Annotated in this window: 21 protein-coding genes; 10 read left to right on the plus strand and 11 right to left on the minus strand. The window is 61.9% G+C overall.

From position 1 onward, the window contains the following. Positions 1 to 7: 7 nt before the first annotated feature. From ABM428_RS12590 to ABM428_RS12600, 3 genes are read left to right on the plus strand one after another with little or no spacing between them, the layout of a single operon-like run. Positions 8 to 1,219 carry an acetyl-CoA C-acetyltransferase gene (locus tag ABM428_RS12590; protein WP_353627989.1) on the plus strand — a complete coding sequence of 404 codons (1,212 nt, stop codon included), beginning with the start codon at positions 8 to 10 and terminating at the stop codon, positions 1,217 to 1,219. Continuing rightward, positions 1,219 to 1,518, plus strand: coding sequence for an acetyl-CoA acetyltransferase (locus ABM428_RS12595; protein WP_005849467.1), 300 nt, complete (start codon positions 1,219 to 1,221; stop codon positions 1,516 to 1,518). Before ABM428_RS12590 ends, ABM428_RS12595 begins: the two co-directional genes overlap by 1 nt. Positions 1,519 to 1,545: 27 nt before the next feature. Continuing rightward, positions 1,546 to 3,747, plus strand: coding sequence for a 3-hydroxyacyl-CoA dehydrogenase NAD-binding domain-containing protein (locus ABM428_RS12600; protein WP_353627990.1), 2,202 nt, complete (start codon positions 1,546 to 1,548; stop codon positions 3,745 to 3,747). 87 nt (positions 3,748 to 3,834) lie between these two features. Here the strand turns inward: ABM428_RS12600 and ABM428_RS12605 are convergent, their stop codons facing one another. Further along, positions 3,835 to 4,485 (minus strand): sulfotransferase family 2 domain-containing protein, encoded by a 651-nt coding sequence (locus ABM428_RS12605; protein WP_132997738.1) that lies wholly within the window; start codon positions 4,483 to 4,485, stop codon positions 3,835 to 3,837. Positions 4,486 to 4,625: 140 nt separating this feature from the next. Between ABM428_RS12605 and ABM428_RS12610 the strand changes: the two genes are divergently transcribed. Further along, the gene (locus ABM428_RS12610) at positions 4,626 to 6,251 is read left to right on the plus strand and encodes an AMP-binding protein (RefSeq protein WP_132997739.1); all 1,626 of its coding nucleotides are present in this window, start codon (positions 4,626 to 4,628) and stop codon (positions 6,249 to 6,251) included. A 6-nt stretch (positions 6,252 to 6,257) separates the two neighbouring features. Here the strand turns inward: ABM428_RS12610 and ABM428_RS12615 are convergent, their stop codons facing one another. Continuing rightward, positions 6,258 to 6,782 carry a GNAT family N-acetyltransferase gene (locus ABM428_RS12615; protein WP_037944731.1) on the minus strand — a complete coding sequence of 175 codons (525 nt, stop codon included), beginning with the start codon at positions 6,780 to 6,782 and terminating at the stop codon, positions 6,258 to 6,260. Positions 6,783 to 6,887: 105 nt separating this feature from the next. On the opposite strand from ABM428_RS12615, the gene ABM428_RS12620 reads away from it, so the two are divergent. Then, on the plus strand, positions 6,888 to 7,901 hold the full coding sequence (locus tag ABM428_RS12620) for a hypothetical protein (protein WP_037966171.1): 1,014 nt from the start codon (positions 6,888 to 6,890) through the stop codon (positions 7,899 to 7,901). Between the two features lie 87 nt (positions 7,902 to 7,988). Here the strand turns inward: ABM428_RS12620 and ABM428_RS12625 are convergent, their stop codons facing one another. The 5 genes from ABM428_RS12625 to ABM428_RS12645 all read right to left on the minus strand — a co-directional run bounded on the left by ABM428_RS12625 (position 7,989) and on the right by ABM428_RS12645 (position 13,109). Then, positions 7,989 to 9,314 (minus strand): SPOR domain-containing protein, encoded by a 1,326-nt coding sequence (locus tag ABM428_RS12625; protein ID WP_340269481.1) that lies wholly within the window; start codon positions 9,312 to 9,314, stop codon positions 7,989 to 7,991. 90 nt (positions 9,315 to 9,404) lie between these two features. Then, complete coding sequence (upp, locus tag ABM428_RS12630) at positions 9,405 to 10,046, minus strand: uracil phosphoribosyltransferase (RefSeq protein WP_005849474.1); 642 nt, start codon at positions 10,044 to 10,046, stop codon at positions 9,405 to 9,407. 166 nt (positions 10,047 to 10,212) lie between these two features. Further along, the gene (locus tag ABM428_RS12635) at positions 10,213 to 11,406 is read right to left on the minus strand and encodes a phosphopentomutase (protein ID WP_353627991.1); all 1,194 of its coding nucleotides are present in this window, start codon (positions 11,404 to 11,406) and stop codon (positions 10,213 to 10,215) included. Continuing rightward, positions 11,406 to 12,710 (minus strand): thymidine phosphorylase, encoded by a 1,305-nt coding sequence (locus ABM428_RS12640; RefSeq protein ID WP_037966163.1) that lies wholly within the window; start codon positions 12,708 to 12,710, stop codon positions 11,406 to 11,408. Before ABM428_RS12640 ends, ABM428_RS12635 begins: the two co-directional genes overlap by 1 nt. Before the next feature lie 3 nt (positions 12,711 to 12,713). Beyond that, on the minus strand, positions 12,714 to 13,109 hold the full coding sequence (locus tag ABM428_RS12645) for a cytidine deaminase (RefSeq protein WP_132997742.1): 396 nt from the start codon (positions 13,107 to 13,109) through the stop codon (positions 12,714 to 12,716). Positions 13,110 to 13,361: 252 nt separating this feature from the next. Here ABM428_RS12645 and ABM428_RS12650 point away from each other — a divergent pair, with 252 nt between their 5' ends. Beyond that, positions 13,362 to 15,635, plus strand: coding sequence for an NADP-dependent malic enzyme (locus ABM428_RS12650; RefSeq protein WP_005849479.1), 2,274 nt, complete (start codon positions 13,362 to 13,364; stop codon positions 15,633 to 15,635). Positions 15,636 to 15,695: 60 nt separating this feature from the next. On the opposite strand, the gene ABM428_RS12655 is transcribed toward ABM428_RS12650, so the two are convergent. Beyond that, positions 15,696 to 15,824 (minus strand): hypothetical protein, encoded by a 129-nt coding sequence (locus tag ABM428_RS12655; RefSeq protein ID WP_005849481.1) that lies wholly within the window; start codon positions 15,822 to 15,824, stop codon positions 15,696 to 15,698. 304 nt (positions 15,825 to 16,128) lie between these two features. On the opposite strand from ABM428_RS12655, the gene ABM428_RS12660 reads away from it, so the two are divergent. Continuing rightward, positions 16,129 to 18,024, plus strand: a complete 1,896-nt coding sequence (locus ABM428_RS12660) for a propionyl-CoA synthetase (RefSeq protein ID WP_005849483.1) — start codon at positions 16,129 to 16,131, stop codon at positions 18,022 to 18,024. 71 nt (positions 18,025 to 18,095) lie between these two features. Here the strand turns inward: ABM428_RS12660 and ABM428_RS12665 are convergent, their stop codons facing one another. Then, a complete protein-coding gene (locus ABM428_RS12665; protein WP_005849485.1) occupies positions 18,096 to 18,293 on the minus strand; it encodes a CsbD family protein in 198 nt (65 codons plus the stop codon). Positions 18,294 to 18,404: 111 nt separating this feature from the next. Then, on the minus strand, positions 18,405 to 19,160 hold the full coding sequence (locus tag ABM428_RS12670; protein WP_005849487.1) for an NAD kinase: 756 nt from the start codon (positions 19,158 to 19,160) through the stop codon (positions 18,405 to 18,407). 171 nt (positions 19,161 to 19,331) lie between these two features. Here ABM428_RS12670 and glyA point away from each other — a divergent pair, with 171 nt between their 5' ends. Then, positions 19,332 to 20,609, plus strand: a complete 1,278-nt coding sequence (gene glyA / locus ABM428_RS12675; protein WP_132997743.1) for a serine hydroxymethyltransferase — start codon at positions 19,332 to 19,334, stop codon at positions 20,607 to 20,609. Positions 20,610 to 20,772: 163 nt separating this feature from the next. Here the strand turns inward: glyA and ABM428_RS12680 are convergent, their stop codons facing one another. Further along, a complete protein-coding gene (locus tag ABM428_RS12680; protein ID WP_132997744.1) occupies positions 20,773 to 21,147 on the minus strand; it encodes a hypothetical protein in 375 nt (124 codons plus the stop codon). A 54-nt stretch (positions 21,148 to 21,201) separates the two neighbouring features. On the opposite strand from ABM428_RS12680, the gene ABM428_RS12685 reads away from it, so the two are divergent. Together ABM428_RS12685 and carB are read left to right on the plus strand one after the other, a co-directional pair. Next, a complete protein-coding gene (locus ABM428_RS12685; RefSeq protein ID WP_132997812.1) occupies positions 21,202 to 21,966 on the plus strand; it encodes an alpha/beta fold hydrolase in 765 nt (254 codons plus the stop codon). A 148-nt stretch (positions 21,967 to 22,114) separates the two neighbouring features. Beyond that, a complete protein-coding gene (carB, locus tag ABM428_RS12690) occupies positions 22,115 to 25,474 on the plus strand; it encodes a carbamoyl-phosphate synthase large subunit (RefSeq protein ID WP_340244211.1) in 3,360 nt (1,119 codons plus the stop codon). The last annotated feature ends 86 nt before the right edge of the window (positions 25,475 to 25,560 follow it).

A 25,560-nucleotide genomic window follows, 5' to 3' on the forward strand; every position in this document is an offset into this window, starting at 1 on the left:
ACACCACATGACCGAAGCATATATCTACGACGCCCTGCGCACCCCGCGTGGCAAGGGTCGCAAAGACGGCGCCCTGCACGAGCTGACTTCGTTGCGCCTGTCCGCGCTGACGCTCAATGCGATGAAAGAGCGCAACAACCTTGAAGGCCACGCCGTCGAGGACGTGATCTGGGGGAACGTGACCCAGGTGATGGAACAGGGCGGCTGTCTGGCGCGCTCTGCCGTGCTCGCATCTGATCTGGATGAACGCATCCCCGGCCTTGCCATCAACCGTTTCTGCGCCTCTGGCATGGAAGCTGTGAACCTTGCCGCCAACCAAGTGCGCGGCGGCGCGGGCATGGGCTATATCGCCGGTGGCGTTGAAATGATGGGCCGCGTGGCCATGGGCAGCGACGGTGCTGCGATTGCCGTTGACCCTTCGCTCGCGATGGAGCGGTATTTCGTGCCGCAGGGCATCTCGGCTGACATCATCGCGACCGAATACGGCTTTACGCGTGACGAGGCAGACAAGCTGGCGATGCAGTCGCAGCAGCGTGCCAAGAAAGCCTGGGACGAAGGGCGCTTTGATAAATCCGTGATCGAGATCAAGGACCAGAACGGTCTGTCGATCCTCAGCCATGACGAATACATGCGCCCCCAGACCGACATGCAGTCGCTTGGGTCGCTGACCCCTGCGTTCCAGCAAATGGGCGAGGTCATGCCGGGTTTTGATAAGGTCGCGCTGATGAAATATCCGCACCTCGAGAAGATCAACCACATCCACCACGCGGGGAACTCCTCGGGCATCGTGGACGGTGCGGCGGCTGTCCTTATCGGGAACAAGGAATTCGGCGAGAAATACGGTCTCAAGCCACGCGCGCGCATCCGTGCAACCGCCAAGATCGGGACCGACCCGACCATCATGCTGACCGGCCCTGTTCCTGTGACCGAAAAGATCCTTGCCGACAATGGCATGAACATCAACGACATCGATCTGTTCGAGGTCAACGAGGCCTTTGCCGCCGTGGTCATGCGCTTCATGCAGGCGTTCGACGTTGATGAAAGCAAGGTCAACGTGAACGGCGGGTCGATCGCCATGGGTCACCCCTTGGGGGCCACCGGCGCGATGATCATCGGCACGCTGCTGGACGAGCTTGAGCGTTCGGACAAGGAAGTCGGGATGGCCACGCTTTGTATCGCCTCCGGCATGGGTGCCGCCACCATCATCGAGCGCGTTTGATGGGCGACCAGCCGCATCCTTTCCACGCCGTGGCCGATCTGGCAGCGCGGCGTGGGTTGAGGGACCTTAAGCTCGCAGAAGAACGCGGGGGGCAATATGTGCGCCTGTATCAGGCCACGCCGCCGCTGTTCTTCAAGCATCGCAACGATCCAAGCGACAGCTATGACCGCGAGCGCTTTAAGGACTTCAAACGGATACTGCTAAGCGAGGAAGACTGCGACAAAGGCCCCGAAGCCACCATCGCCTTGATCCGCTCACTGCTTGAAAAATTCGCTGACTATACGCCTCAGCGCTCGTAACACACTCCAAATCAGGGAGAGATTTAAATGACCGATTTCACCATGAAGACAGACGCCGACGGCGTCGCCATCATCACCTGGGACGTGCCCGGAAAATCCATGAACGTCATGTCGATCGAGGGCCTGTCCGAGCTGGACAGCATCATCGAAACGGTCCTGTCCGACGACGCCATCAAGGGGGCCGTGATCACCTCTGGCAAGGACGGGTCCTTTGCCGGTGGTATGGACCTGAACCTGCTCGCCAAGATGCGCGAAGACGCGGGCGATGACCCCGCACAGGGGCTGTTTGACGGCACGATGAAAATGCACGCCCTGCTGCGCAAGATCGAACGCGCGGGCATGGACGCCAAGACCAACAAGGGCGGCAAGCCGATTGCCTCTGCCCTGCCCGGCACTGCCGCGGGCATCGGGCTTGAACTGCCGCTGGCCACGCACCGCATCTTTGTCGCAGACAACCCCAAGGCCCGTATCGGTCTGCCCGAGATCATGGTCGGTATCTTCCCCGGCGCGGGCGGCACCACCCGTCTGGCGCGCAAACTCGGCGCGATGGCCGCATCGCCCTTCTTGCTGGAAGGCAAGATGGTTGCCCCTGCTGCCGCGAAATCTGCCGGTCTGATCGACGAAGTTGTCGCTGATCCGGTTGCCGCCGCGAAAGAATGGGTGCTGAATGCCAAGGATGCGGACATTCTGAAACCCTGGGACGCCAAGGGCTACAAGATGCCCGGTGGTGCCCCCTATCACCCTGCGGGCTTCATGACCTTCGTCGGGGCCAATGCGATGGTCAACGGCAAGACCCAAGGTGCCTTCCCTGCGGCCAAGGCCCTGCTGAGCGCCGTTTACGAAGGCTCGCTTGTGCCGTTTGATACCGCGCTGAAGATCGAGGCGCGCTGGTTCACCAACATCCTGCTGAACCCGTCCTCCTCTGCCATGATCCGGTCGCTGTTCCTGAACAAGGAAGCGCTGGAAAAAGGCGCGGTACGTCCCGAAGGCATTGCCGACCAGCGCGTCAAGAAACTGGGCGTTCTGGGGGCTGGCATGATGGGTGCGGGCATCACGCTTGTTTCCGTGCAAGCCGGGATCGAGGTCGTGTTGATCGACCAGACCCAAGAAGCCGCCGACAAGGGCAAAGCCTACTCCGCCAGCTTCTTTGACAAAGGCATCGCGCGCAAGAAATCCACCGAGGAAAAGAAAGCCGCCGCCCTTGATCTGATCACTGCAACCACCGATCTGGACGCGCTGAAAGGCTGTGACCTGATCATCGAAGCCGTCTTCGAAGACCCTGCCGTCAAGGCCGAGATGACCAAAAAGGTCGAAGCCGTGATCCCCGAGGATTGCATCTTTGCCTCCAACACCTCGACCCTGCCGATCACCGAGCTGGCCAAAGCCTCCAGCCGGGCGGATCAGTTCATCGGCATCCACTTCTTCTCGCCCGTCGAGAAAATGGCGCTGGTCGAGATCATCAAGGGGGCCGAGACTGGCGACCGTGCGGTGGCCAAATCGCTCGACTATGTGCGTCAGATCCGCAAGACGCCGATCGTGGTCAACGACGCGCGGTTCTTCTATGCCAACCGCTGCATCATCCCCTATGCCAACGAAGGCGCGCGGATGATCACCGAAGGGGCTGCACCGCAACTGGTCGATCACGCGGCACAGCTTCTGGGCTTCCCTGTGGGGCCGGTGCAGCTGACCGATGAGACCTCGATCGATCTGGGGGCCAAGATTGCCCGCGCGACCAAGGCGGCCATGGGCAATGCCTATCCTGCCAGCCAAGCGGATGATCTGATTTTCTGGATGGAAGATCTGGGTCGTCTGGGCCGCAAGGCGAACGCGGGCTTCTTTGACTATGACGAAAAGGGCAAGCGTCAGGGCTATTGGAAGGGGATGCACGACAAATTCCCGCTGGCCGAGGAACAGCCAGACCTGCGCGATGTGCAGGACCGTCTGATGTTCGTTCAGGTGCTCGAAGCGGTACGTGCGCTGGAAGAAGGCGTGCTGGAAGACATCCGCGAAGGCGACGTGGGCGCGATCCTTGGCTGGGGCTTTGCGCCTTGGTCCGGCGGCCCGTTCAGCTGGCTCGACATCATCGGCACGCCCTATGCCGCGGAACGGTGTGACCAGCTGGAAGCGCAGTTCGGCGAGCGGTTCAAATGCCCTGACCTGCTGCGCGAAATGGCCGAGAAGAACCAGACCTTCTATGGTCGCTTCGGGCCGGACGCCAAAGCCGCCTAAGACGGCAACGCCCGATAGAGAAAACGGAAACGGCCAGCAGTTCTTGCTGGCCGTTTTGCTTTGCTGGATGATGTACCGCCCGCGCGCTCAGCCGTCGAAACTGTAGCCGAAACGCGCGATATCCTCGGCGCAGGTCGTGGCGATCAGGTCGCGGGTTTGGGGGGTGTAGTAGTCCCGATAGCCCGCCGCGCGGTCAGACGCATTCGCATGCGGCAACGTCAGATCAAAGCCCAGATGGTCAAACAGCGGCTGCGCGTCCTGCGCGAAATGCTCGATCCGGATGAACAGGTTGCTTTGATCCTCGCCCGCCCCGTCACGCAGATATGACCCATAGGGAGAGGCCAGAAGGCTGCCCTGCACGGTAGGCGTCTGCACGAAGGCGTCAAACGCCAGCGACTTGGCAAGCCCCACGACGGGATGATCGAACCCCTGCGCGCGCAGCCAATGGTAATAGCTGACCATCCGGTCCCACGGGTTACGCACAAGCGCAAAGGTGAACATCCGGGCAATCTCTTGGCGGGTGACCACGCCTTCGATATCGGCGAGGGTCGCGTGTTTCCAAAGCCGTCCTGCCGACGCCGCCCCTGACAGACGCTTGCGCCGCTTGACCGCCTTGGGCGTGTCGCCCAGCATCAGATCGTCCTTCATCGCCCGCGCTTCCAGCGCGAGCGCAAGGGACGTGCCTCCGGTCTTGGGGATATGCACAAAGATGTAGTTGCGCCCGCGGCTGATGATCATGACCGCCCCGCCGCATCTGTGATTGGCCGCTTTACGCTCGTGCCCATATCCTGCCTCTGCACTGCTTTTATCATCCTTCCCAAAACGGGGGATGCTGCGCAATAGTAACCGGGACAAAGCGAAAAAAGACAGGGTGCGCCATGGGCTGGATGACGAACGAAGACGGGTTGGACAAATGCGCCGCGAATTACGTGCCGCTCACGCCGCTATCGCACCTGAAACGCGCGGCCCATGTCTTTGCCGATGTGACGGCGGTGATCTACGGCGCGCATCGGGTGACCTATGCGCAGTATCACGCACGCTGTTCACAGCTTGCTTCGGCCTTGGTGGCCGCGGGGGTTGAACCGGGTCAGGTTGTGGCGACGATCCTGCCCAATATCCCCGCGCAGGCAGAGGCGCATTTCGGCGTGCCCGCCTGCGGCGCCGTGCTTAACACCATCAACACGCGGCTGGATGTGGATACGGTGTGCTACATCCTCGACCACGGCGAAGCGCGGGTGCTGCTGGTCGATACGCAGTTCGTCGATCTGGCCGAGGCGGCCTGTGCAACGCTCGACGGCCCGCCGCCGCTGCTGATCGAAGTGCCTGACCCTGCGGCGGGGTTTCCGGCAACGGGTCGCCACACCACATACGATGATTTCATCGCCACCGGCGACCCTGCGTTCAACTGGATCATGCCGCAGGACGAATGGGAAAGCCTTGCGCTCAACTATACCTCTGGCACGACGGGGCGGCCCAAGGGCGTGGTCTATCACCATCGCGGGGCCTATCTGATGACCATGGGCACGGTGGTCAGCTGGCGTATGGTGATGCGGCCCGTGTTCATGCAGATCGTACCGCTGTTTCACTGCAACGGCTGGAACCACACGTGGATGATGCCGCTTTTGGGGGGCACACTGGTCTGCTGCCGCGACATCACTGCCGCTGCGATCTATGACGCCATCGCCGACGAAGGCGTGACCCATTTTGGCGGTGCCCCCATCGTGCTGAACATGGTGGTGAACGCGACGGAAGCGGAACGCCGCGCCTTTGATCATCAGGTGGAGGTCTTTACCGCCGGTGCGCCCCCTGCCCCTGCCACCCTGTCCAAGATCGAAGCCTTGGGGTTCAACGTCACGCAGGTCTACGGGCTGACCGAGACCTACGGCCACGTCACCGAATGTCTGTGGGATCCCGCATGGGACAGCGCCCAAGGGGCCGAGCGCGCCGCGATCAAGGCCCGTCAGGGCGTCGCCATGCCGATGATGGAAGAGATCACCGTCATGGACAGCGAAATGGCCCAAGTCCCGCTGGACGCTGCCACACAGGGACAGATCATGATCCGCGGCAATTCGGTGATGAAGGGATACTTCAAGAACCCCGCCGCCACGCGCGCGGCCTTTGCGGGCGGGTATTTCCATTCGGGCGATCTGGCGGTGCAGCATCCGAACGGACATATGCAGATCGCAGATCGCGCCAAGGACATCATCATCTCGGGCGGCGAGAACATCTCGTCCGTCGAGGTCGAAGGCGTATTGATGGGCCATCCGGATGTGAACCTCGCCGCCGTTGTCGCGCAACCGGACGAGAAATGGGGCGAAGTGCCCTGCGCTTTTGTCGAGCTGAAACCGGGCCGGAGCGGAGACGAAGCCGCCCTGATCGCCTTTGCGCGCGACACGCTTGCGGGGTTCAAAGTACCCAAACGCGTGGTGTTTCAAGAGCTGCCGAAAACCTCGACCGGGAAGATCCAGAAATTCGAACTGCGCGCGCAGGCCGCCAGGCTTTAGTGCGGTCTACATCGCGCGCTGTGTGACAACCGGATCGGCGACGATCACCGCCTCTGCCTGCTCTTGCGGGCCGAGCCGTTTTTCATACCGCCAGACGTCGATCTGCAACGGCCCCTCGCCGGTTTCGACCTCGTAGGGGATCGTGCCTGCCTGCACCCAACCGCAGGCCTCATAGAACCGCGCGGCGCGGGTGTTGCCAACCGAACAGGCCAACCATTTCAGCCCATGTCCCAGTTCTGCTTCGGTCGCCGCCATCATCTGCTGCGCCAGACCGCTGCCCTGAAAGGCTTCACTGACATAGAACTGGTAGATCTCGTCATGGTCCACCATGAAGAACCCCGCGATCTGCCCTTCGACCCAGACCACCTGCGTATGCTTAAGGTGCACACGCATCCGCATCGTGAACTCTTCGAAACTGCGCAGGGCGGTCAAGGCGGGCGGCACGACATCGGCATGGGCCTGATGCCAACCATGATACCATATCTCGACAAGTCTGGCGGCATCATCGGGATGTGCGGGCTTGATCTGCATGAGACGCTCCTTTCGAATTCTCCTATGCTGTCTTAAGTCCACCCATTGCTCAACCCGTGTCAGGTGGTAAACTATCCAAAACAGTTAGGCACTATACTTCAGGATATGACAGCCCTTTCCAAATACGCCCGGTTGGAAGCAACCGGACTATGGCGTTCGGCCCCCGATGCCCAACGTCGCGAGGTCATCGTGTCGATCGGCGATGCGACACTGGTGATTTCCGACCTCAAGGATCAGGCGCTGACCCATTGGTCACTGGCGGCTTTGGCGCGGTCAAACCCTGGCACCCGCCCTGCGATTTTCCACCCCGACGGCGACCCCAGTGAAACGCTGGAAATCCCCGACAGCGAGGGAGAGATGATCGACGCCATCGAAACCCTGCGCCGCGTGGTCGAACGCCGTCGCCCCCGCCCGGGGCGGCTGCGGTTTGCCGGGGTGCTGACCTCGGCGCTGGTGGTGGCGGCGGTGGCGCTGTTCTGGCTGCCGGGCGCGCTACAAGATCACACGCTGCGGGTGGTGCCCAAGGTCAAACGCGCCTCCATCGGGGCGGCGCTGCTGAAAAAGATCGAACGGGTGTCCGGCCCCGCCTGTACCAACGCCCGCGGGCGCACGGCGCTGGCAAAGCTCGGCGCGCGGCTGTCGTCTGATCCGATGGTGGTGCTGCCCGCCATGACCCGCCCCAGCCTGCACCTGCCCGGCGGGCTGATCGTGCTGAACAAGACCCTGTTCGAGGATTACGAGTCCCCCGATATCGCAGGCGGCTATATTCTGGCGGAGCAAGCGAAACGCGCCGTCACGGACCCGCTTGAACATATGCTCGCCACCATCGGCATCCGCGAAAACTTCCGCCTGCTGACCACCGGCGATGTGTCGGATGCGGCCCTCACACGCTACGCCGAACATCTGATGGCCGAACCCGCGCCGGAACCGCCCGTTGACGCCCTGCTTGCCCGTTTCGAAAAACAGCGCCTGCACAGCACCCCTTACGCGCAAGCCCGCGACATCACCGGAGAGACGGTGCTGCCCCTGATCGAAGGCGATCCGATGAACGGCAAGGAAACCGACCCACTGCTGAATGATGCCGACTGGCTACGGCTGCAAAATATCTGCGGCGGCTAAGGCAGAGATACACACTCCGACCTTCAACGCAAAAGGCCAGCCGGATCGCCCCGACTGGCCTTTTGTCTGTACTGTCGTGCGGTTGCGTCAGCGGATGTAGGCATCCCCGTAACCGGCACCGCGCAACTTACCCAAAGCCGCTGGGGCCGCGGACGCGCCAAAGGGCCCCGCCTGCACCGACAGATAGGTCTTGCCGCCGCGGGTGGACTTACCGATGCGCGCGCCCATACCCATCCGCGCGATACGTTGTGCCGCACGCTGCGCGTTCGCGCTGTCCCCATAGACGCCGATCTGCACATAGGTCTTGCCCGCGGCACGCGGGGTCGCTGGGGCTGTGGCGACTGGCTTGGGGGTCGAACGGCTGGAGTAGACCGGCTTGCGCGCGGCAGGCGCTGCGTTCTTGTTACGTACGATACGTTTCACCAGCTGGCCGTTGCGCTTGGCAAAACTCACCTCGCCCAACTCACGGCGCTGCTGCTCGACCGAGGTATAGGGGTAGACCAGCGGCAAACGCGCGGTCATGTCCCGCCCTGTGCTTTGGTTGACCAGACGGCGCGGCACAGTGTTGGTCCAGATCAACAACATCTTGGACCGCCCCTCAAGGTTCTGTTCAGCCCGCTTGGGGTTCAGACGGTCGTCTTCCCACACGGGGCGGTATCCTTTGGGCACCGAGACGTTGGCATAGGTGTTCTGGCGGTTAATCGCGACATGTTTCGGCACGATACGCGTATGCGCATGCGCCGCTGCGGGTCTCGCCGTGGTTGTGACGCTGCCTGTGGCTGCCCCATAGGACGGCGCAGACGCCACGGCCCCGACCTGCGCGGTGGAGGGCAGGATCGGCGCGGTTTGCGGGCCGCAACGCACGGCGAGCCCCTTGGTCCGCGACCCGGAGTATTGCTGGCTGATGGCAGAGCGTCCGGCACAGGTGGTCGGCACCTGCGCCACCGCCACCGGCGCTTGCGCGCGCGGTGCGGCCGGCACGTCGACCGAGCGTGGCACCGGCTGGCGCACCGGCTTGGGTGCTTTCTGGCGTACAACAACCGGCTTGGCCTTGCGCTGTGGCAGAGGGCGTGCCGCAACCGTGGGCTGTTTGGCCGCGGCGGGCGCGTTGTTCACGGTGATCTGCACCGGCGCATCAGCACCACCGGCAGGCGCGCTGGCCGCTGTCTGCACATTGGTCGGCTTGAAGCCGCAGACACCCTGACGCTTGCGCGACACGCGCGGCACCCAGGTCACATTGCCGTCGATACCGGCCCGAATAAACACACAGCCTTTGCTGTCAACATATTGCTTGCCCTTATACGAGGCCGATGGGAATTCCGCCGGTTGATCGCGAAAGCTCTGCGCTTGGGAAATACCTGCCCCAAACGTCGTCATCAATGCCGCAACTGCCACAATACTAGTAAATTTCATCTGCGCCCCCACACAATGTAGTAAATAAACCATGCGCGATCCCGGTTTCAGAGTAAAGCACCCTGATCACCGGATCGCCCATTTTGCGCCTTACTTGGTCCCGAACATCCGGTCACCGGCGTCACCAAGCCCGGGAATGATATACCCCTGCTCGTTCAGCTTCTCGTCGACCGCCGCGGTGACGATCGGCACATCGGGATGCGCCTCTTTCATGCGGGCCACGCCTTCGGGGGCCGCCAGCAGACACAGGAAGCGGATATTGGTCGCACCGGCTTTCTTCAGCATGTCGATCGCAGCCACGGATGAATTACCGGTGGCGAGCATCGGGTCCACGGCGATCACCAGACGGTCGTCCATACCCTCGGGCACCTTGAAATAGTATTCCACCGGCTGCAACGTTTCCTCGTCACGATACAGGCCAACAAAGCCTACCCGTGCCGACGGGATCAGCTCAAGCACGCCATCCATCAACCCGTTGCCCGCCCGCAGGATAGAGATCAGCGCGAGCTTCTTGCCGTCCAGCGTAGGTGCGTCCATCGGCTGCATCGGCGTGTCGATCCGCTTGGTCGTCATCGGCAAGCCGCGGGTCACCTCATAGGCCAGAAGCTGGCTGATCTCGCGCAGCAACTGGCGGAACGCCGCGGTCGATGTGGATTTATCCCGCATGATTGTCAGCTTGTGCTGCACCAGCGGATGATTAACGACGGTCAGGTGTTCAACGATATCGGACATCGGGGCGCTCTCCATATTACTTGGCTGAACTCATGCCCCGAAAAGCCGTGCCCCGCAACCATCGCATCTTCGCCAGCTTCATTTTGCCAGTCAAACTCCGGGGGGATCGCGGCCCCGCCGCGATGGGGGCTGGCCCCCACCCGACCGATACGCCGCCGAACAGAGTTTAGTCGGGCACCGCAACCCCAAGATGCCGCGCCACCAGCCCAGCGACATCGCGAAAACCGATCTGCCCCAAGCTGCCAGCGCCCTGCCCTGCCACCAGAACCGGAGCCCGTTCGCGGGTGTGGTCGGTGCCCACCCATGTCGGGTCGTTCCCGTGATCTGCAGTCAGCACCAGCAGATCCCCGTCCCGCAGTTGCCCCAGCAGCTTACCAATCTCGGCATCAAACCACTCAAGCGCGCGGGCATAGCCCGACACATCGCGCCGATGCCCATAAAGACTGTCAAACTCCACAAAGTTCGCAAACGTCAGACTGCCGTCCTTGGCGCTTTCAACCAGATCACCAAGATGGCCCATCAACGTCTCGTCAGACCCTTTGCGCACCTCGTCAAAACCGGTCATCGAAAAAATGTCGCCGATCTTTCCAACGGCATAAACACGGGCACCACTGTCCTGCACCCAGTTGCTCAGCACCGGCGCGGGTGGCTTGATCGCAAAATCACGACGGTTGGTGGTGCGGGTAAAACCGCTTTGCGCATCCCCGATGAAGGGACGCGCGATCACCCGTCCGACTTTCATCTCATGCGCGATCGGGGCCATGTTTTCGCATAGGTCCAACAGCCGTTGCAGGCCGAAACTCTCTTCATGCGCGGCGATCTGTAACACGCTGTCAGCCGAGGTATAGCAGATCGGGAAACCGGTCTTGATATGCTGCGCGCCGAACTCCTCGATAATGGCGGTGCCGGGGGCGTGGCAATTCCCCAAAATCTCATCCGTGCCGGCAAAGGCCGCAAGCTGCGCGACCAGCGCGGGCGGAAAGGACTTCGACACATCGGTAAAGTAATGCCACTCCCACGGGACCGGCAAACCGGCCAATTCCCAATGACCCGAGGGCGTATCCTTGCCGCGCGAAATTTCTGTCGCCGCGCCCCATGTGCCGCTGACGGCGTCATCAAGGCTTGCGATATGCAGCCCGCTGGCCAGTTCAATCGCGGGGCCAAGCCCCAGCGACGCCATATGCGGCACGTTCAAAGGGCCGCTGCGCCCGTCTTCTGCACGGCCTTCGGCACAGGCCTGCGCGATATGACCAAGGGTATTCGCGCCGGTGTCCGGCACACGCCCGTTAAAGAAGGTGTCCGCATCGGGGGCACCGCCGATACCGACTGAATCCATCACAACCAGAAAAGCACGCGCCATCAGCCGACCCTCTCTACAATCAAATCCGGCACGGCGACCGGCTTCGGGCCGATGGTGATCGCACCGCGCACCGCCTGTGCGGCCCGCTCTGCGTCACCGGCGCGGGCGGCATGGACCACCGCCAGTGGCCCCTTGGACGATACTTTCGCGCCTAGGCGGACGACATCCGAAATCCCCACGGCCGGGTTGATCTGGTCCGTCTCGACCGCGCGCCCGCCGCCCAAAGCGACGACGGCAAGGCCCAACGCCTCCCCATCAATCGCGGTCACATATCCGGTTTTCGGTGCGGGGACCTCGCCGATGATCGTCGCCTCGGGCAGGAACCGCGTCCAGTTTTCGACAAACTTCGCAGGCCCGCCCATGGCCGCGATCATCACGCCAAAGCGTTCCGCCGCGCGGCCCGACCGGATCGCCTGCACGATCATATCCGCCCCGACCTGCACATCGCCCGCCAGCCCTGCATTGGCCAGCAACACCCCCCCAAGAGCCGCACAGACCGAGACAATCGGCCCCTTGTTGTGCCCCGTCAGCACGCGCATCACCTCGGCCACTTCCAGCGCGTTCCCAAGGCTCGGCACCAGGGGCTGGCTCATATCGCTAATCACCGCCGTCGTCCGGCATCCACTCGCATTCGCAGTCTTGGTCAACGCCGTCGCCAGCGCCTGCGCCTGCGCCAAATCTTTCATGAAGGCACCGCTGCCGACCTTGACGTCCAACACCAAACCATCCAGCCCCGCCGCCAGCTTCTTCGACAGGATCGACGCGGTGATCAGATCGAGGCTGTCCACGGTCGATGACACATCGCGCACGGCATAAAGCCGCTTGTCCGCGGGGGCGATACCGTCGGTCGCACTGACAATCGCACAGCCTGCCTTGGCCACCACGGCGCGAAACTGCGCCTCGTCCAATGTGGTATTCACACCCGGAATGGCCTCGAGCTTGTCCAGTGTCCCGCCGGTATGCCCCAGCCCACGCCCCGAGATCATCGGCACATAGGCCCCGCAGGCGGCCAAGGCAGGGGCCAACACAAGGCTAACGCAATCGCCCACACCGCCCGTCGAATGTTTATCCAATACCGGCCCGTTCAGATCCCAGTCGAACACCCGCCCGCTGTCGCGCATGGCAAGCGTCAGGGCCACGCGGCCCACATCGCTCAGCCCGACCTGACAGACCCCCATCGCAAAGGCCCCCGCCTGCGCATCACTGACCCGCCCATCGGCAAGGGCCATCGCGAACCAGACAAGCTCTTCTCGGTTCAGCGACCGCCGGTGCCGCAGTTTGGACAGGATCGCGCGGGCATCCATGGCTTAGCCCTCCATATGCGCGCGGCCAAAGGCACCGGGCAACAGCTCGGCCATGGTCATCACCTCTTCAACGCCCGACAAGGTCGCCATCGTCACCCGCGCGTCCCCCTGACCGAATTCCGCCAGTTTCTGACGGCAGCCGCCACAGGGCGTGACGGGCGTGGGGCTGCCCGCAATCACATAAGCCTCTACAAAAGCCGTCTCGCCCGCCGCGATCATGGCGGCGATGGCACCGGCCTCGGCACAGGTGCCTTCCGGGTAGGCGACGTTTTCCACGTTGCAGCCTACAAACACCGCACCCGAGGCCGTACGCAACGCGGCCCCCACCTTGAAGTTGGAATAGGGCGCATAGGCATTTTCCTGCACGGCGATGGCGTGCTGTCGCAAATCACTGGTCATAATTCCCCCAAGTTTCACAAAACTATAAAAACCTTTCGCCAAAGTTGCGATGCCAAAAGCGGAAAAATGCCATGCTTCATTTTGCCAGACAAACTCCGGGGGAATCGTGGCCTGCCACGATGGGGGCTGGCCCCCTTCCCGCCCCATAATCTGCGCCGCATGGGCGGTGACACGCCCCGCTCCAAAAGTCGTGTTGGCGCGGCTGGCAAAATAGTTTAACGCTAAACTACTCTCTTAAAGGACCGCCAAAACATGACCGATGCGCCCAATCTGCGCCAAGCCGCACTTGACTATCACGCTTTCCCCAAGCCCGGAAAACTCGAAGTGCGCGCGACCAAACCACTGGCGAACGGCCGCGATCTGGCGCGCGCCTATTCCCCCGGCGTGGCCGAAGCCTGCCTTGAGATCAAGGCCGACCCGACCACAGCCGCGCATTACACAACCCGCGCGAACCTTGTGGGTGTGGTGACCAATGGCACGGCGGTTCTGGGGCTTGGCAACATCGGCGCGCTGGCCTCCAAACCGGTGATGGAGGGCAAGGCCGTCCTTTTCAAGAAATTCGCCAATATCGATTGCTTCGACATCGAGCTGGACCAGAACGACCCCGAAAAGCTCGCTGAACTGGTCTGCGCGCTAGAGCCGACCTTCGGCGCGATCAACCTCGAAGACATCAAGGCACCCGATTGCTTTACCGTCGAACGCATCTGCCGCGAGCGGATGAACATTCCGGTTTTCCACGACGACCAGCACGGCACCGCGATTGTCGTTGGGGCCGCCGTGAAGAACGCGCTTTTCGTGGCGGGCAAGAAGTTCGAGGACATCAAGATCGTATCCACAGGCGGCGGCGCGGCGGGCATTGCTTGTCTGAACATGCTGCTGAAACTTGGCGTGAAGCGCGAGAACGTCTGGCTTTGTGACATTCACGGTCTGGTCTACGAGGGCCGCGAGATCGACATGAACCCGATCAAATCGGAATACGCGCAGAAATCCGACCTGCGTGATCTGGCCGATGTGATACATGACGCTGATCTGTTTCTCGGCCTATCTGGTCCCGGTGTCCTGAGCCCCGAAATGGTGCAGAAAATGGCACCGCAGCCGATCATCTTTGCGCTGGCCAACCCCACGCCGGAAATCATGCCCGATCTGGCCCGTGCGGTGGCCCCTGATGCGATTATCGCAACGGGCCGGTCGGATTTTCCCAATCAGGTCAACAACGTATTGTGCTTTCCCTTTATCTTCCGCGGTGCGCTGGATGTGGGGGCAACCACCATCAATGACGAGATGAAGATCGCCTGTATCGACGGGATTGCCGCGCTTGCCCGTGCCACCACCTCGGCCGAGGCTGCCGCCGCCTATCAGGGCGAACAGTTGACCTTTGGCCCCGACTACCTGATCCCCAAACCCTTTGACCCGCGCCTGATCGGGGTCGTCTCTACCGCCGTCGCGAAAGCCGCGATGGACACCGGCGTCGCCACCCGCCCGATCGAGGATCTGGCCGCCTATCGCCACAAGCTGGACAGCTCGGTCTTCAAGTCGTCCATGCTGATGCGTCCCGTGTTCGAGGCCGCGCGCGTGGCCCCGCGCCGGATCGTCTTTGCCGAAGGCGAAGACGAACGCGTGCTGCGCGCCGCCCAAGCCATGGTGGAGGAAACCAAGGAACGCCCGATCCTGATCGGCCGCCCCGAGGTGATCGAACGGCGCATCGAAAAGGCTGGTCTGACAATCAAGCTGGGCGAGACGGTGGATCTGGTGAACCCCGAAAACGACCCGCGCTACCGCGACTATTGGGAGACCTATCACAACCTGATGGCCCGCCGCGGCGTGTCACCTGATATCGCGCGCGCCATCATGCGCACCAATACCACCGCCATCGGCGCGGTGATGGTGCACCGCGAAGAGGCCGACAGTCTGATCTGCGGCACCTTCGGGGAATTCCGCTGGCATATGAATTATATTGAACAGGTTCTCGGTCGCGACGGGCGGCGCCCCCACGGGGCACTGTCGCTGATGATCTTGGAAGATGGGCCGCTGTTTATCGCGGATACGCAGGTGCATCTGCACCCCACCCCCGAACAGATCGCCGAGATCGCCATCGGTGCCGCGCGCCATGTGCAACGTTTCGGCATCGAGCCCAAGATCGCCCTGTGTTCGCAAAGCCAGTTCGGCAATCAGGGCGAAGGGTCGGGCAAACGTCTGCGCGCGGCGCTGCGGCTGCTGGATGCGGGCAACCACGATTTCTGCTATGAGGGCGAGATGAACATCGATGCCGCACTCGACCCCGAGCTGCGCAGCCGTCTGCTGCCCTCGAACCGGATGGAAGGTGCTGCGAATGTTCTTGTCTTTGCCCATGCGGATGCGGCATCGGGCGTGCGCAACATTCTGAAGATGAAAGGAGGGGGGCTTGAGGTTGGGCCGATCCTGATGGGGATGGGCAACCGTGCTCACATCGTCTCTCCGTCGATCACCGCGCGCGGGCTGCTGAACGTCGGTGCGATCGCCGGTACGCCGGTCGCCGAATACGGCTGACGCCCCGCGTTAAAACGCCGCCCTTATACGGGGCGGCGCATGGACCGGAACCGGCCGGAATTACTTGGCCGGTTTGGTGCCCTTGGCCGCAAAGGGTGCCTTGATGTCAGACACGCTGCTTGGCATCGGCTTGGCAGGCCGTGCGTCTGCTTTGGCCTTTTTCTTCTTGTTGGCGAGCTTATCACCCATTGTTCTGAACCTTTGTTCAAAGACGAAGGGCGGCGACATGCCGTCCCTATCCGCGATGCTGCGCCCCTTTGCGCGATTGATCTGATCCAAATTCGACGCGGTGGGTCATATTCGACATGAGCTGCGCGAAATTCTGTGCGCTACCGGAAATAGGCCGAAACGCGCTTGTAAATTTTGACACCGCGTGCGGGGAAGCGGCTGTAAACTTTGTTGCCGGATGGCCGCGATATAGGCGCAAGCTCTTGCTCTTTCCCGCGGCCGTGGCCTACCAAATGGTATTCGCGTTCACGGGAGGGAGCCGCATATGGGATATCACGACATTTACAAAAGCTGTCAGGACAACCCTGAAGCCTACTGGCTAGAGCAGTCCAAAGCCATCGATTGGGAGGAAGCGCCCCGTCAGGCGTTGTTCGACAAGGGCAATGATCTGTACGAATGGTTCGCCGACGCCAAAGTAAATGCGTGCTATAATGCCGTTGACCGCCATGTGGAAAACGGCCGTGCCGATCAGGTGGCGATCATCCATGACAGCCCGATCACCGGCACCCAGACCAAGATCACCTTTGCCGAGCTGCAAACCCGCGTCGCCGCTGTCGCCGGTGCGCTACAGGCCAATGGCGTGGGCAAAGGCGACCGCGTGATCATCTATATGCCGATGGTCCCCGAAGCGCTTGAGGCGATGCTCGCCTGTGCGCGGATCGGGGCGGTACATTCGGTCGTGTTCGGCGGCTTTGCCTCGAACGAACTGGCCGTGCGGATCAACGACTGCACCCCCAAAGCGATCATCGCCGCATCCTGCGGGTTGGAACCGGCACGTGTGGTGGCCTATAAGCCGCTGCTTGACGGGGCCATTGAACAGGCCGACCACAAACCCGATTTCTGCCTGATCCTGCAACGCGAACAGGCCCCCTGCGATCTGACACCGGGGCGCGATCTGGATTGGCACGCCGCGCAAAAAGGCACCACCCCCGCGCCCTGCGTCGCGGTGGAGGGAAACCACCCCGCCTATATTCTTTACACCTCGGGCACGACCGGCGCGCCCAAGGGCGTGGTGCGCCAAACCGCGGGGCATCTGGTGGCGCTGAACTGGACGATGAAGAACATCTACAATGTCGATCCGGGCGATGTCTTCTGGGCCGCCTCCGATGTGGGCTGGGTCGTGGGGCACAGCTACATTTGCTATGGCCCGCTGGTGCATGGCAACACCACCGTTGTGTTCGAAGGCAAGCCCGTGGGCACACCCGATGCGGGCACCTTCTGGCGCGTCATTTCCGAACACAATGTCCGCAGCTTCTTTACCGCCCCCACCGCGATCCGCGCCGTCAAACGCGAAGATCCCAAGGGCGAGGAGATTGGCAAATACGACATTTCCTGCCTGCGCGCGCTGTATCTCGCGGGCGAGCGCGCCGACCCAGACACCGTGATCTGGGCGCAGGAAAAGCTGGGCATACCCGTCTATGACCATTGGTGGCAGACCGAAACCGGCTATACCATCGTCGGCAACCCCGCCGGACTAGAGGCGCTGCCGGTCAAAGTCGGCTCCCCCACGGTGCCGATGCCGGGCTATGACGTGCAAATCCTGAACGAGGCGGGCGAGCCGCAACCCGCTGGCACTTTGGGGTCTATCGCGATCAAGCTGCCCCTGCCCCCCGGCACGCTGCCCACCCTGTGGAATGCCGAAGATCGCTTCCGCAAAAGTTACCTCACGACCTATCCCGGATACTACGAAACGGGCGATGCGGGCAGGATCGACGAGGATGGATATCTTTATATCATGGCGCGCACCGATGACGTGATCAACGTCGCCGGTCACCGCTTGTCCACCGGCGCGATGGAGGAGGTTCTGGCCGGCCACCCCGATGTGGCTGAATGTGCCGTGATCGGCGTCAGCGATCCGCTGAAGGGCCAAGCCCCGATGGGGTTTGTGTGCCTGTCCAAAGGGGTCGACCGCCCCCATGCCGAGATTGCAGCCGAATGCCAGCAACGGGTGCGTGACCAGATCGGGCCAGTGGCAGCCTATAAGATGACGCTGGTGGTGGATCGTTTGCCCAAGACGCGTTCAGGCAAGATCCTGCGGGCAACGATGGTCAAGCTGGCCGATGCAGAGCCGTTCAAACTGCCCGCCACGATCGACGATCCGGCCATTCTGGACGAGATAAAGTCGGCGCTGCAAACCATCGGCTACGCCAAGGACACCTGATAGATCCGGCTTCCCAGAACGCGAAAAAGGCGGCTGTAACAGCCGCCTTTTCTAATCGATATCTAGGCCAGTTAGTGTTTGGCCACGAAGCTGTCTACCTGACGCTCCGCCTCGTCTTTGGCAACGCCGTAGCGCGCCTGAATCTTGCCGACCAGCTGGTCGCGTTCGCCGGCGGCTTCTGTCAGGTCATCGTCGGTCAGATCACCCCATTCTTCTTTGACCTTACCGGTCATCTGGCTCCAGTTACCTTTGATTGTATCCCAATTCATGTCAGGTCTCCTTTTGCTAAAATTCCAAACGATGAAAGCACCTGAACGGCCTCTCATGCGTCTCGGAATATCAACGCGCCAAAGGCACCGCGGTTCCGTCTGAAACGCGGATTAGTTGAACTGCTCGCTGATCAGCCGTTCTTCCAGACCGTGGCCCGGATCGAACAGGATACGGTGCTTGATCAACGGGTCCGAGGTGATCTCGACCGCGACGACATCGCGGTAGGAATTCCCGTCGGCGTCGGCCATCACAGGGCGTTTGGCGGGCTCTAACACATCAAAGCGCACGGTCACCGTTTTCGGCAGTAAGGCCCCGCGCCAGCGCCGTGGCCGAAACGCCGCCATCGCCGTCAGGGCCAGCACATCCGCGCCAATCGGCAGGATCGGGCCGTGCGCGGAGTAATTATAGGCGGTGGACCCGGCAGGCGTCGCCACCAGTGCGCCATCGCAGACCAGCTCCTCCATCCGCACGCGCCCGTCGACGCTGATCCGCAGCTTGGCGGCCTGCGGTCCTTCGCGCAGCAAGGCGACCTCGTTCAAGGCCAGCGCCTTGGAAGTCTCGCCATTCGCATGTGTGGCGACCATCACCAGCGGGTTGATCACCGCCTCTTCTGCTGCGCGCAGACGATCCACCAGATCCTCTTCGGCATAGGCGTTCATCAAGAACCCGATGGTGCCGCGGTTCATGCCATAGACCGGCGTCGACAGCTCTTGCGAGTCGTGCAGCGCCTGCAGCATGAACCCGTCCCCCCCGAGGGCGACGATAACCTCTGCCTCCTCGCGCGTGACATTGCCGTATCGTGCGCTCAGCGCCGTCAACGCATCCTGTGCAACATCAGAGCGGCTGGCGATAAAAGCGATCTTCATGGGCGGATGTTTCCAATGAGGGATATTCACAGTCAAAAGAACCACATATCGCGCCGACCTACCAGCTTTGCCGCATATGACGGTGCGACCGGCGCATTACGACCTTCACCCCCGTGCCGGATTAAGCTAGATAGCCCGCAACCCGCACACGTAGTCAAAGGAACCACGCCCATGTCCGGTTTTTTCACCACCCCCCTGTCCGAAGCCGATCCCGAAATCTTCGGGTCCATTACAGACGAGCTGGGTCGCCAGCGTAACGAGATCGAACTGATCGCCTCCGAAAACATCGTGTCTGCGGCTGTCATGGCGGCGCAGGGGTCGGTGATGACCAACAAATACGCCGAAGGCTACCCGGGCCGCCGCTATTATGGCGGGTGTGATTTTGTCGATGTGGCGGAAAACCTGGCGATTGAACGCGCGTGCAAATTGTTCAACTGCGATTTCGCCAACGTGCAGCCGAATTCGGGCAGCCAAGCCAACCAAGGCGTGTTCACCGCGCTGCTGCAACCCGGTGACACCATTCTGGGCATGAGCCTCGACGCGGGCGGCCACCTGACCCACGGGGCCAAGCCGAACCAATCCGGCAAATGGTTCAACGCCATCCAGTACGGCGTGCGCAAACAAGACAACCAGCTTGACTATGACCAGGTCGAAGCGCTCGCGAAGGAACACCAGCCCAAGCTGATCATCGCCGGTGGTTCCGCCATCCCGCGCCAGATCGACTTCAAGCGGATGCGCGAGATTGCCGATATGGTCGGTGCCTACCTGCAGGTGGACATGGCCCATTTTGCCGGTCTGGTCGCTGCGGGCGAACACCCCTCCCCCTTCCCCCATGCGCATGTGGCGACAACCACCACACATAAAACCCTGCGCGGTCCGCGCGGCGGCATGATCCTGACCAACGACGAAGCGCTGGCGAAAAAGTTCAACTCGGCCATCTTCCCCGGTATTCAGGGTGGCCCGCTGATGCATGTGATCGCCGCCAAGGCCGTGGCCTTTGGTGAAGCGCTCAAACCCGAGTTCAAGACCTACATCCAACAGGTCATCAAGAACGCCCAAGCACTCAGCGACCAGCTGATCAAAGGCGGGCTCGACACGATCACACACGGCACCGACACCCACCTGCTGCTGGTCGACCTGCGCCCCAAAGGCGTTAAAGGGAACGACACCGAAAAAGCCTTGGGCCGCGCGCATATCACCTGCAACAAGAACGGTGTGCCGTTTGACCCTGAAAAGCCCATGGTCACCTCCGGCATCCGTTTGGGATCGCCGGCGGCAACAACACGCGGGTTTGGTGAGGATGAATTCCGTCAGATCGCCGACTGGATCATCGAGGTTGTCGACGGGCTGGCCGCCAATGGTGCCGATGGCAACGCCGAGGTCGAAGCCAAGGTCAAAGCCGAAGTCGAAGCGCTCTGCGCCCGCTTCCCGATCTATCCCGACCTCTAAAGCCCCAACCTCTAAAGCGATGTGCCCCGGGCCCTTCCAAATGGATTAAATCCCGGGGGGCCCGCAAGGGCGGGGCAGCGCCACAAACCACGCCTCGAAACAAAGCCCCGCTTGCAGGTCCGCAGCGGGGCTTTTGCGTATTTGATCGTAACAGCAGCGCCCGTCAGACGTAGCCGCGCCACCACAGAAACGTGATGAACGCCACCGCAACGCAAATCAGGTTGAACGCCACGCTGGCCGCAAGACCAAGCCAGCGGTCCTTGCGCCGTTCGGCCACGTCGATCCCGGCAAGATGCTCCATCACGCGGTCATAGGCGGACTGCACCGTCGCGCCCTCGAGCCTGCGTGCCATCTTGGGGTTGCGCGCCAAAAAAGCCGCCTGTGCAATGACCTTGCCCTCACGCCGCACCCGCGCGGGCAGACGTCGCCCTGCGCGCGCCAACGCATGAGAGACATCGCGCCCCTGCACACCCAGCTTTGCCTGCAAGCCGCGCTGCATTTCACGTGCCTTGGCCTCTAGGTCTTTTTGATCCAGCATGTTTCAACCCTAAACGGTCTGGCACATCGGCTGCAATGGCCCTACATCATGGGCATGTTGAATTACACTGAATATGGCACCACAGGCGACGCCCCTGCCCTGCTGATCGTGCATGGTCTTTTCGGGTCAGGCCGCAATTGGGGCGTGATCGCCAAACGGATGTCCGACCAGCGCCGCGTGGTGACCGTCGACATGCGCAACCACGGGGACAGCCCGCGCGCGCAGGCGCAAAGCTACCCAGAGATGGCCGCCGATCTGGCAGAGGTCATCACCCATCTTGGCGCGCCAATGGACGTCTGCGGGCATTCGATGGGCGGTAAGGCGGCCATGATGCTGGCGCTGAACCATCCCGAAGTTGTGAACCGTCTGGTGGTCGCCGATATCGCTCCTGTCGCTTATGGCCACAGCCAGCAAGAGTTTATCGATGCGATGCGCACGGTTGATCTGGGTACGCTCACCCGCCGCTCCGACGCCTCTGACCAATTGGCGGCTGCGGGGGTCGAGCCCGCATTGCAAAGCTTTTTCACCCAGTCTCTGGATGTGCCCAACAAGGTGTGGAAGCTGAACCTTGATGTGCTTGAGGCAGAGATGTCCAAGATCGTCGGCTGGCCCGATGGGGTCGATGGACAATACGAGGGGGAGGTGCTGTTCCTGTCCGGCGGCAACTCAACCTATGTCAAACCCGAAGACCGCCCCGTGATCAAGGCGCTGTTCCCGCAGGCGCGCTTTGCCAAGCTGCCGGACACAGGCCATTGGCTGCACGCCGAAAAGCCGCGCGACTTCGAGGCGTCTTTGCGGGCCTTCCTGACGCTCGGGTAAGGCAAAGCGGCACCGCATCGGGCGGTGCTGCGCCCCTGCCACATGGGTGTTGCCTGAAAACACGCCCCATATCCCGACATGCCCCCTTGCACCTCTCCCCCCAAAGCCTATAACGCGGAGAATTTGCAAACATCCGGGGGCCTGAGCCATGCCAAAAAGAACCGATATCCAGTCGATCATGATCATTGGAGCGGGGCCCATTGTCATCGGTCAGGCGTGCGAGTTCGACTACTCCGGCGCGCAGGCCTGTAAGGCCCTGAAAGAGGAAGGCTACCGCGTCATCCTCGTGAACTCCAACCCTGCGACGATCATGACCGATCCGGGGCTGGCGGATGCCACCTACATCGAACCCATCACCCCTGAAATCGTCGCCAAGATCATCGAGAAAGAACGCCCCGACGCGCTGCTGCCAACGATGGGCGGTCAGACCGGGCTGAACACCTCGCTCGCGCTCGAAGAGATGGGCGTGCTCGAGAAATTCAACGTCGAGATGATCGGCGCGAAACGCGAAGCCATTGAAATGGCAGAGGATCGCAAGCTCTTCCGCGAGGCGATGGACCGTTTGGGCATCGAAAATCCCAAGGCGACCATCGTCACCGCGCCCGTTGCCGCCAGCGGTAAAAAAGACCTTGCGGCGGGCGTGCAGCTTGCGCTCGACGCGCTGGAATATGTCGGCCTGCCCGCGATCATCCGCCCTGCCTTCACCATGGGCGGCACCGGCGGTGGCGTGGCCTATAACCGCGACGATTACGAGTTCTACTGCCGCTCGGGGATGGACGCGTCGCCGATGGGGCAGATCCTGATTGATGAAAGCCTGCTTGGCTGGAAAGAATACGAGATGGAAGTGGTGCGCGACACTGCTGACAATGCGATCATCGTCTGCTCGATCGAGAACGTCGACCCGATGGGCGTGCACACAGGCGATTCGATCACCGTGGCCCCTGCCCTGACGCTGACCGACAAAGAATACCAGATCATGCGTAACCACTCGATCGCCGTGCTGCGCGAAATCGGCGTGGAAACAGGCGGATCGAACGTGCAGTGGGCCGTGAACCCCGAAGATGGCCGCATGGTCGTGATCGAGATGAACCCCCGTGTATCGCGCTCCTCTGCGCTGGCGTCCAAGGCGACGGGCTTCCCCATCGCCAAGATCGCGGCCAAGCTGGCGGTGGGCTTTACCCTAGACGAGCTGGACAACGACATCACCGGCGTGACGCCTGCGTCCTTCGAGCCGACAATCGATTATGTCGTCACCAAGATCCCGAAATTCGCGTTCGAGAAATTTCCCGGCTCCGAACCCTATCTGACGACCGCGATGAAGTCTGTCGGCGAAGCGATGGCGATTGGCCGCACGATCCACGAGTCGCTGCAAAAAGCGCTGGCGTCGATGGAATCCGGGCTGACCGGCTTTGACGAAATCGACATCCCCGGTCTGGACAGTGACCTGCCCGCCGACGCACCACAGAACGAAGCCGCGCTGATTGCCGCGATCAGCAAGCAGACCCCCGACCGGATGCGCACCATTGCTCAGGCGATGCGTCACGGTATGTCCGACGTGGATATCCACGGTGTGACCATGTTCGACCCGTGGTTCCTTGCCCGCATCCGCGAGATCGTCGACGCCGAGGCGCAGGTCCGCAAAGACGGGCTGCCGCTGACCGAAGACGGGATGCGCAAGCTCAAGATGATGGGCTTTACCGACGCGCGCCTTGGCACGCTGACCGGTCGCGACGAAGACAACGTACGCCGCGCGCGTCTGAACCTTGGCGTCAAGGCCGTGTTCAAACGGATCGACACCTGCGCCGCCGAATTCGAAGCGCAAACGCCCTACATGTATTCTACCTACGAGGCCCCCGCCTTTGACGAAGTTGAATGCGAAGCCCGCCCCAGCGACCGTCAGAAAGTCGTCATTCTGGGCGGTGGACCGAACCGGATTGGTCAAGGGATCGAGTTCGACTATTGCTGTTGTCACGCCTGCTATGCGCTGACCGACGCGGGCTACGAGACGATCATGGTCAACTGTAACCCCGAAACCGTCTCGACCGACTATGACACCTCGGACCGGCTGTATTTCGAACCCGTCACCTTTGAACACGTGATGGAAATCCTGCGGGTCGAACAGGAAAACGGCACGCTGCACGGCGTCATCGTGCAGTTCGGCGGCCAGACACCGCTGAAGATCGCGCAAGCGCTGCAAGAGGCGGGCATCCCGATCCTTGGCACCACGCCCGACATGATCGACCTTGCCGAAGACCGCGAACGGTTCCAGCAGCTGGTGCAATCGCTGGGCCTGAAACAGCCGCATAACGGTATCGCCCACTCCGACGCCGAAGCGCTTGAGATCGCAGCAGACATCGGCTTTCCGCTGGTGATCCGCCCGTCTTACGTTCTGGGCGGCCGCGCGATGGAGATCGTGCGCGATCAGGCCAGCCTCGAACGCTATATCCGCGACGCGGTGGTCGTATCGGGCAAAAGCCCCGTGCTGTTGGACCACTACCTCTCGGGCGCGGTAGAGCTGGACGTCGACGCGCTGTCAGACGGCACGGATGTCCACGTTGCGGGCATCATGCAGCACATCGAAGAGGCCGGCGTTCATTCGGGCGATAGCGCCTGTTCGTTGCCCCCCTATTCGCTGAGCCGCGAGATCATTGCCGAGGTCGAAAAACAGACCAAGGCGCTGGCGCTGGCGTTGAATGTAGTGGGCCTGATGAACATCCAGTTCGCGGTCAAGGACGGCGAGATCTACCTGATCGAAGTCAACCCCCGCGCCTCGCGCACCGTGCCCTTTGTCGCCAAAGCGACGGACAGCGCGATTGCGTCAATCGCTGCGCGGATCATGGCGGGCGAAAAGCTGTCGGCCTTCCCGCAACGCGCGCCCTACCGTGAGGATGCCGCCTATGACGACGTGCTGCCTTTGGGTGATCCGATGACACTGGCGGACCCGAACATGCCTTGGTTCTCGGTCAAGGAAGCCGTGCTGCCCTTCGCCCGCTTCCCCGGTGTCGACACGCTGCTTGGCCCTGAAATGCGGTCAACGGGCGAGGTTATGGGCTGGGACCGCGATTTCCCGCGTGCCTTCCTCAAGGCGCAGATGGGCGCGGGCAACCCGCTGCCGCGCAACGGCTGTGTATTCTTCTCGATCAAGGATATGGACAAGTCGGATGACATGCTGACCGCCGCGCGTATCCTGCTTGAGCAAGGCTTCACCCTGCGCGCCACCCGTGGCACCGCCGCATGGCTGACAGAGCATGACATCGCCTGCGAGATCGTGAACAAGGTCTACGAGGGTCGCCCGAACATCACCGACATGATGAAGGACGAAGCGATCCAACTGGTGATGAACACCACCGAAGGCGCGCAGGCGGTCGAGGACAGCAAATCCATCCGCTCTATCGCGCTGTATGACAAGATCCCGTATTTCACCACGGCCGCCGGTGCCTATGCCGCAGCGTTGGCCATCAAGGCACAAGCCGAAGACGAGATCGGCGTTAAATCGCTTCAGGGCTAACCTGCCCTTTCTGACCTGCGCCGCGTCTTTTACGCGTGGCGCAGGTCTTTCCCCTTTCCTCCCCTCTCTCATTGTCCGTCGCCCTT

The sequence above is a fragment of the Sulfitobacter sp. TCYB15 genome (assembly GCF_040435955.1).
Lineage (GTDB): Bacteria > Pseudomonadota > Alphaproteobacteria > Rhodobacterales > Rhodobacteraceae > Sulfitobacter > Sulfitobacter pontiacus.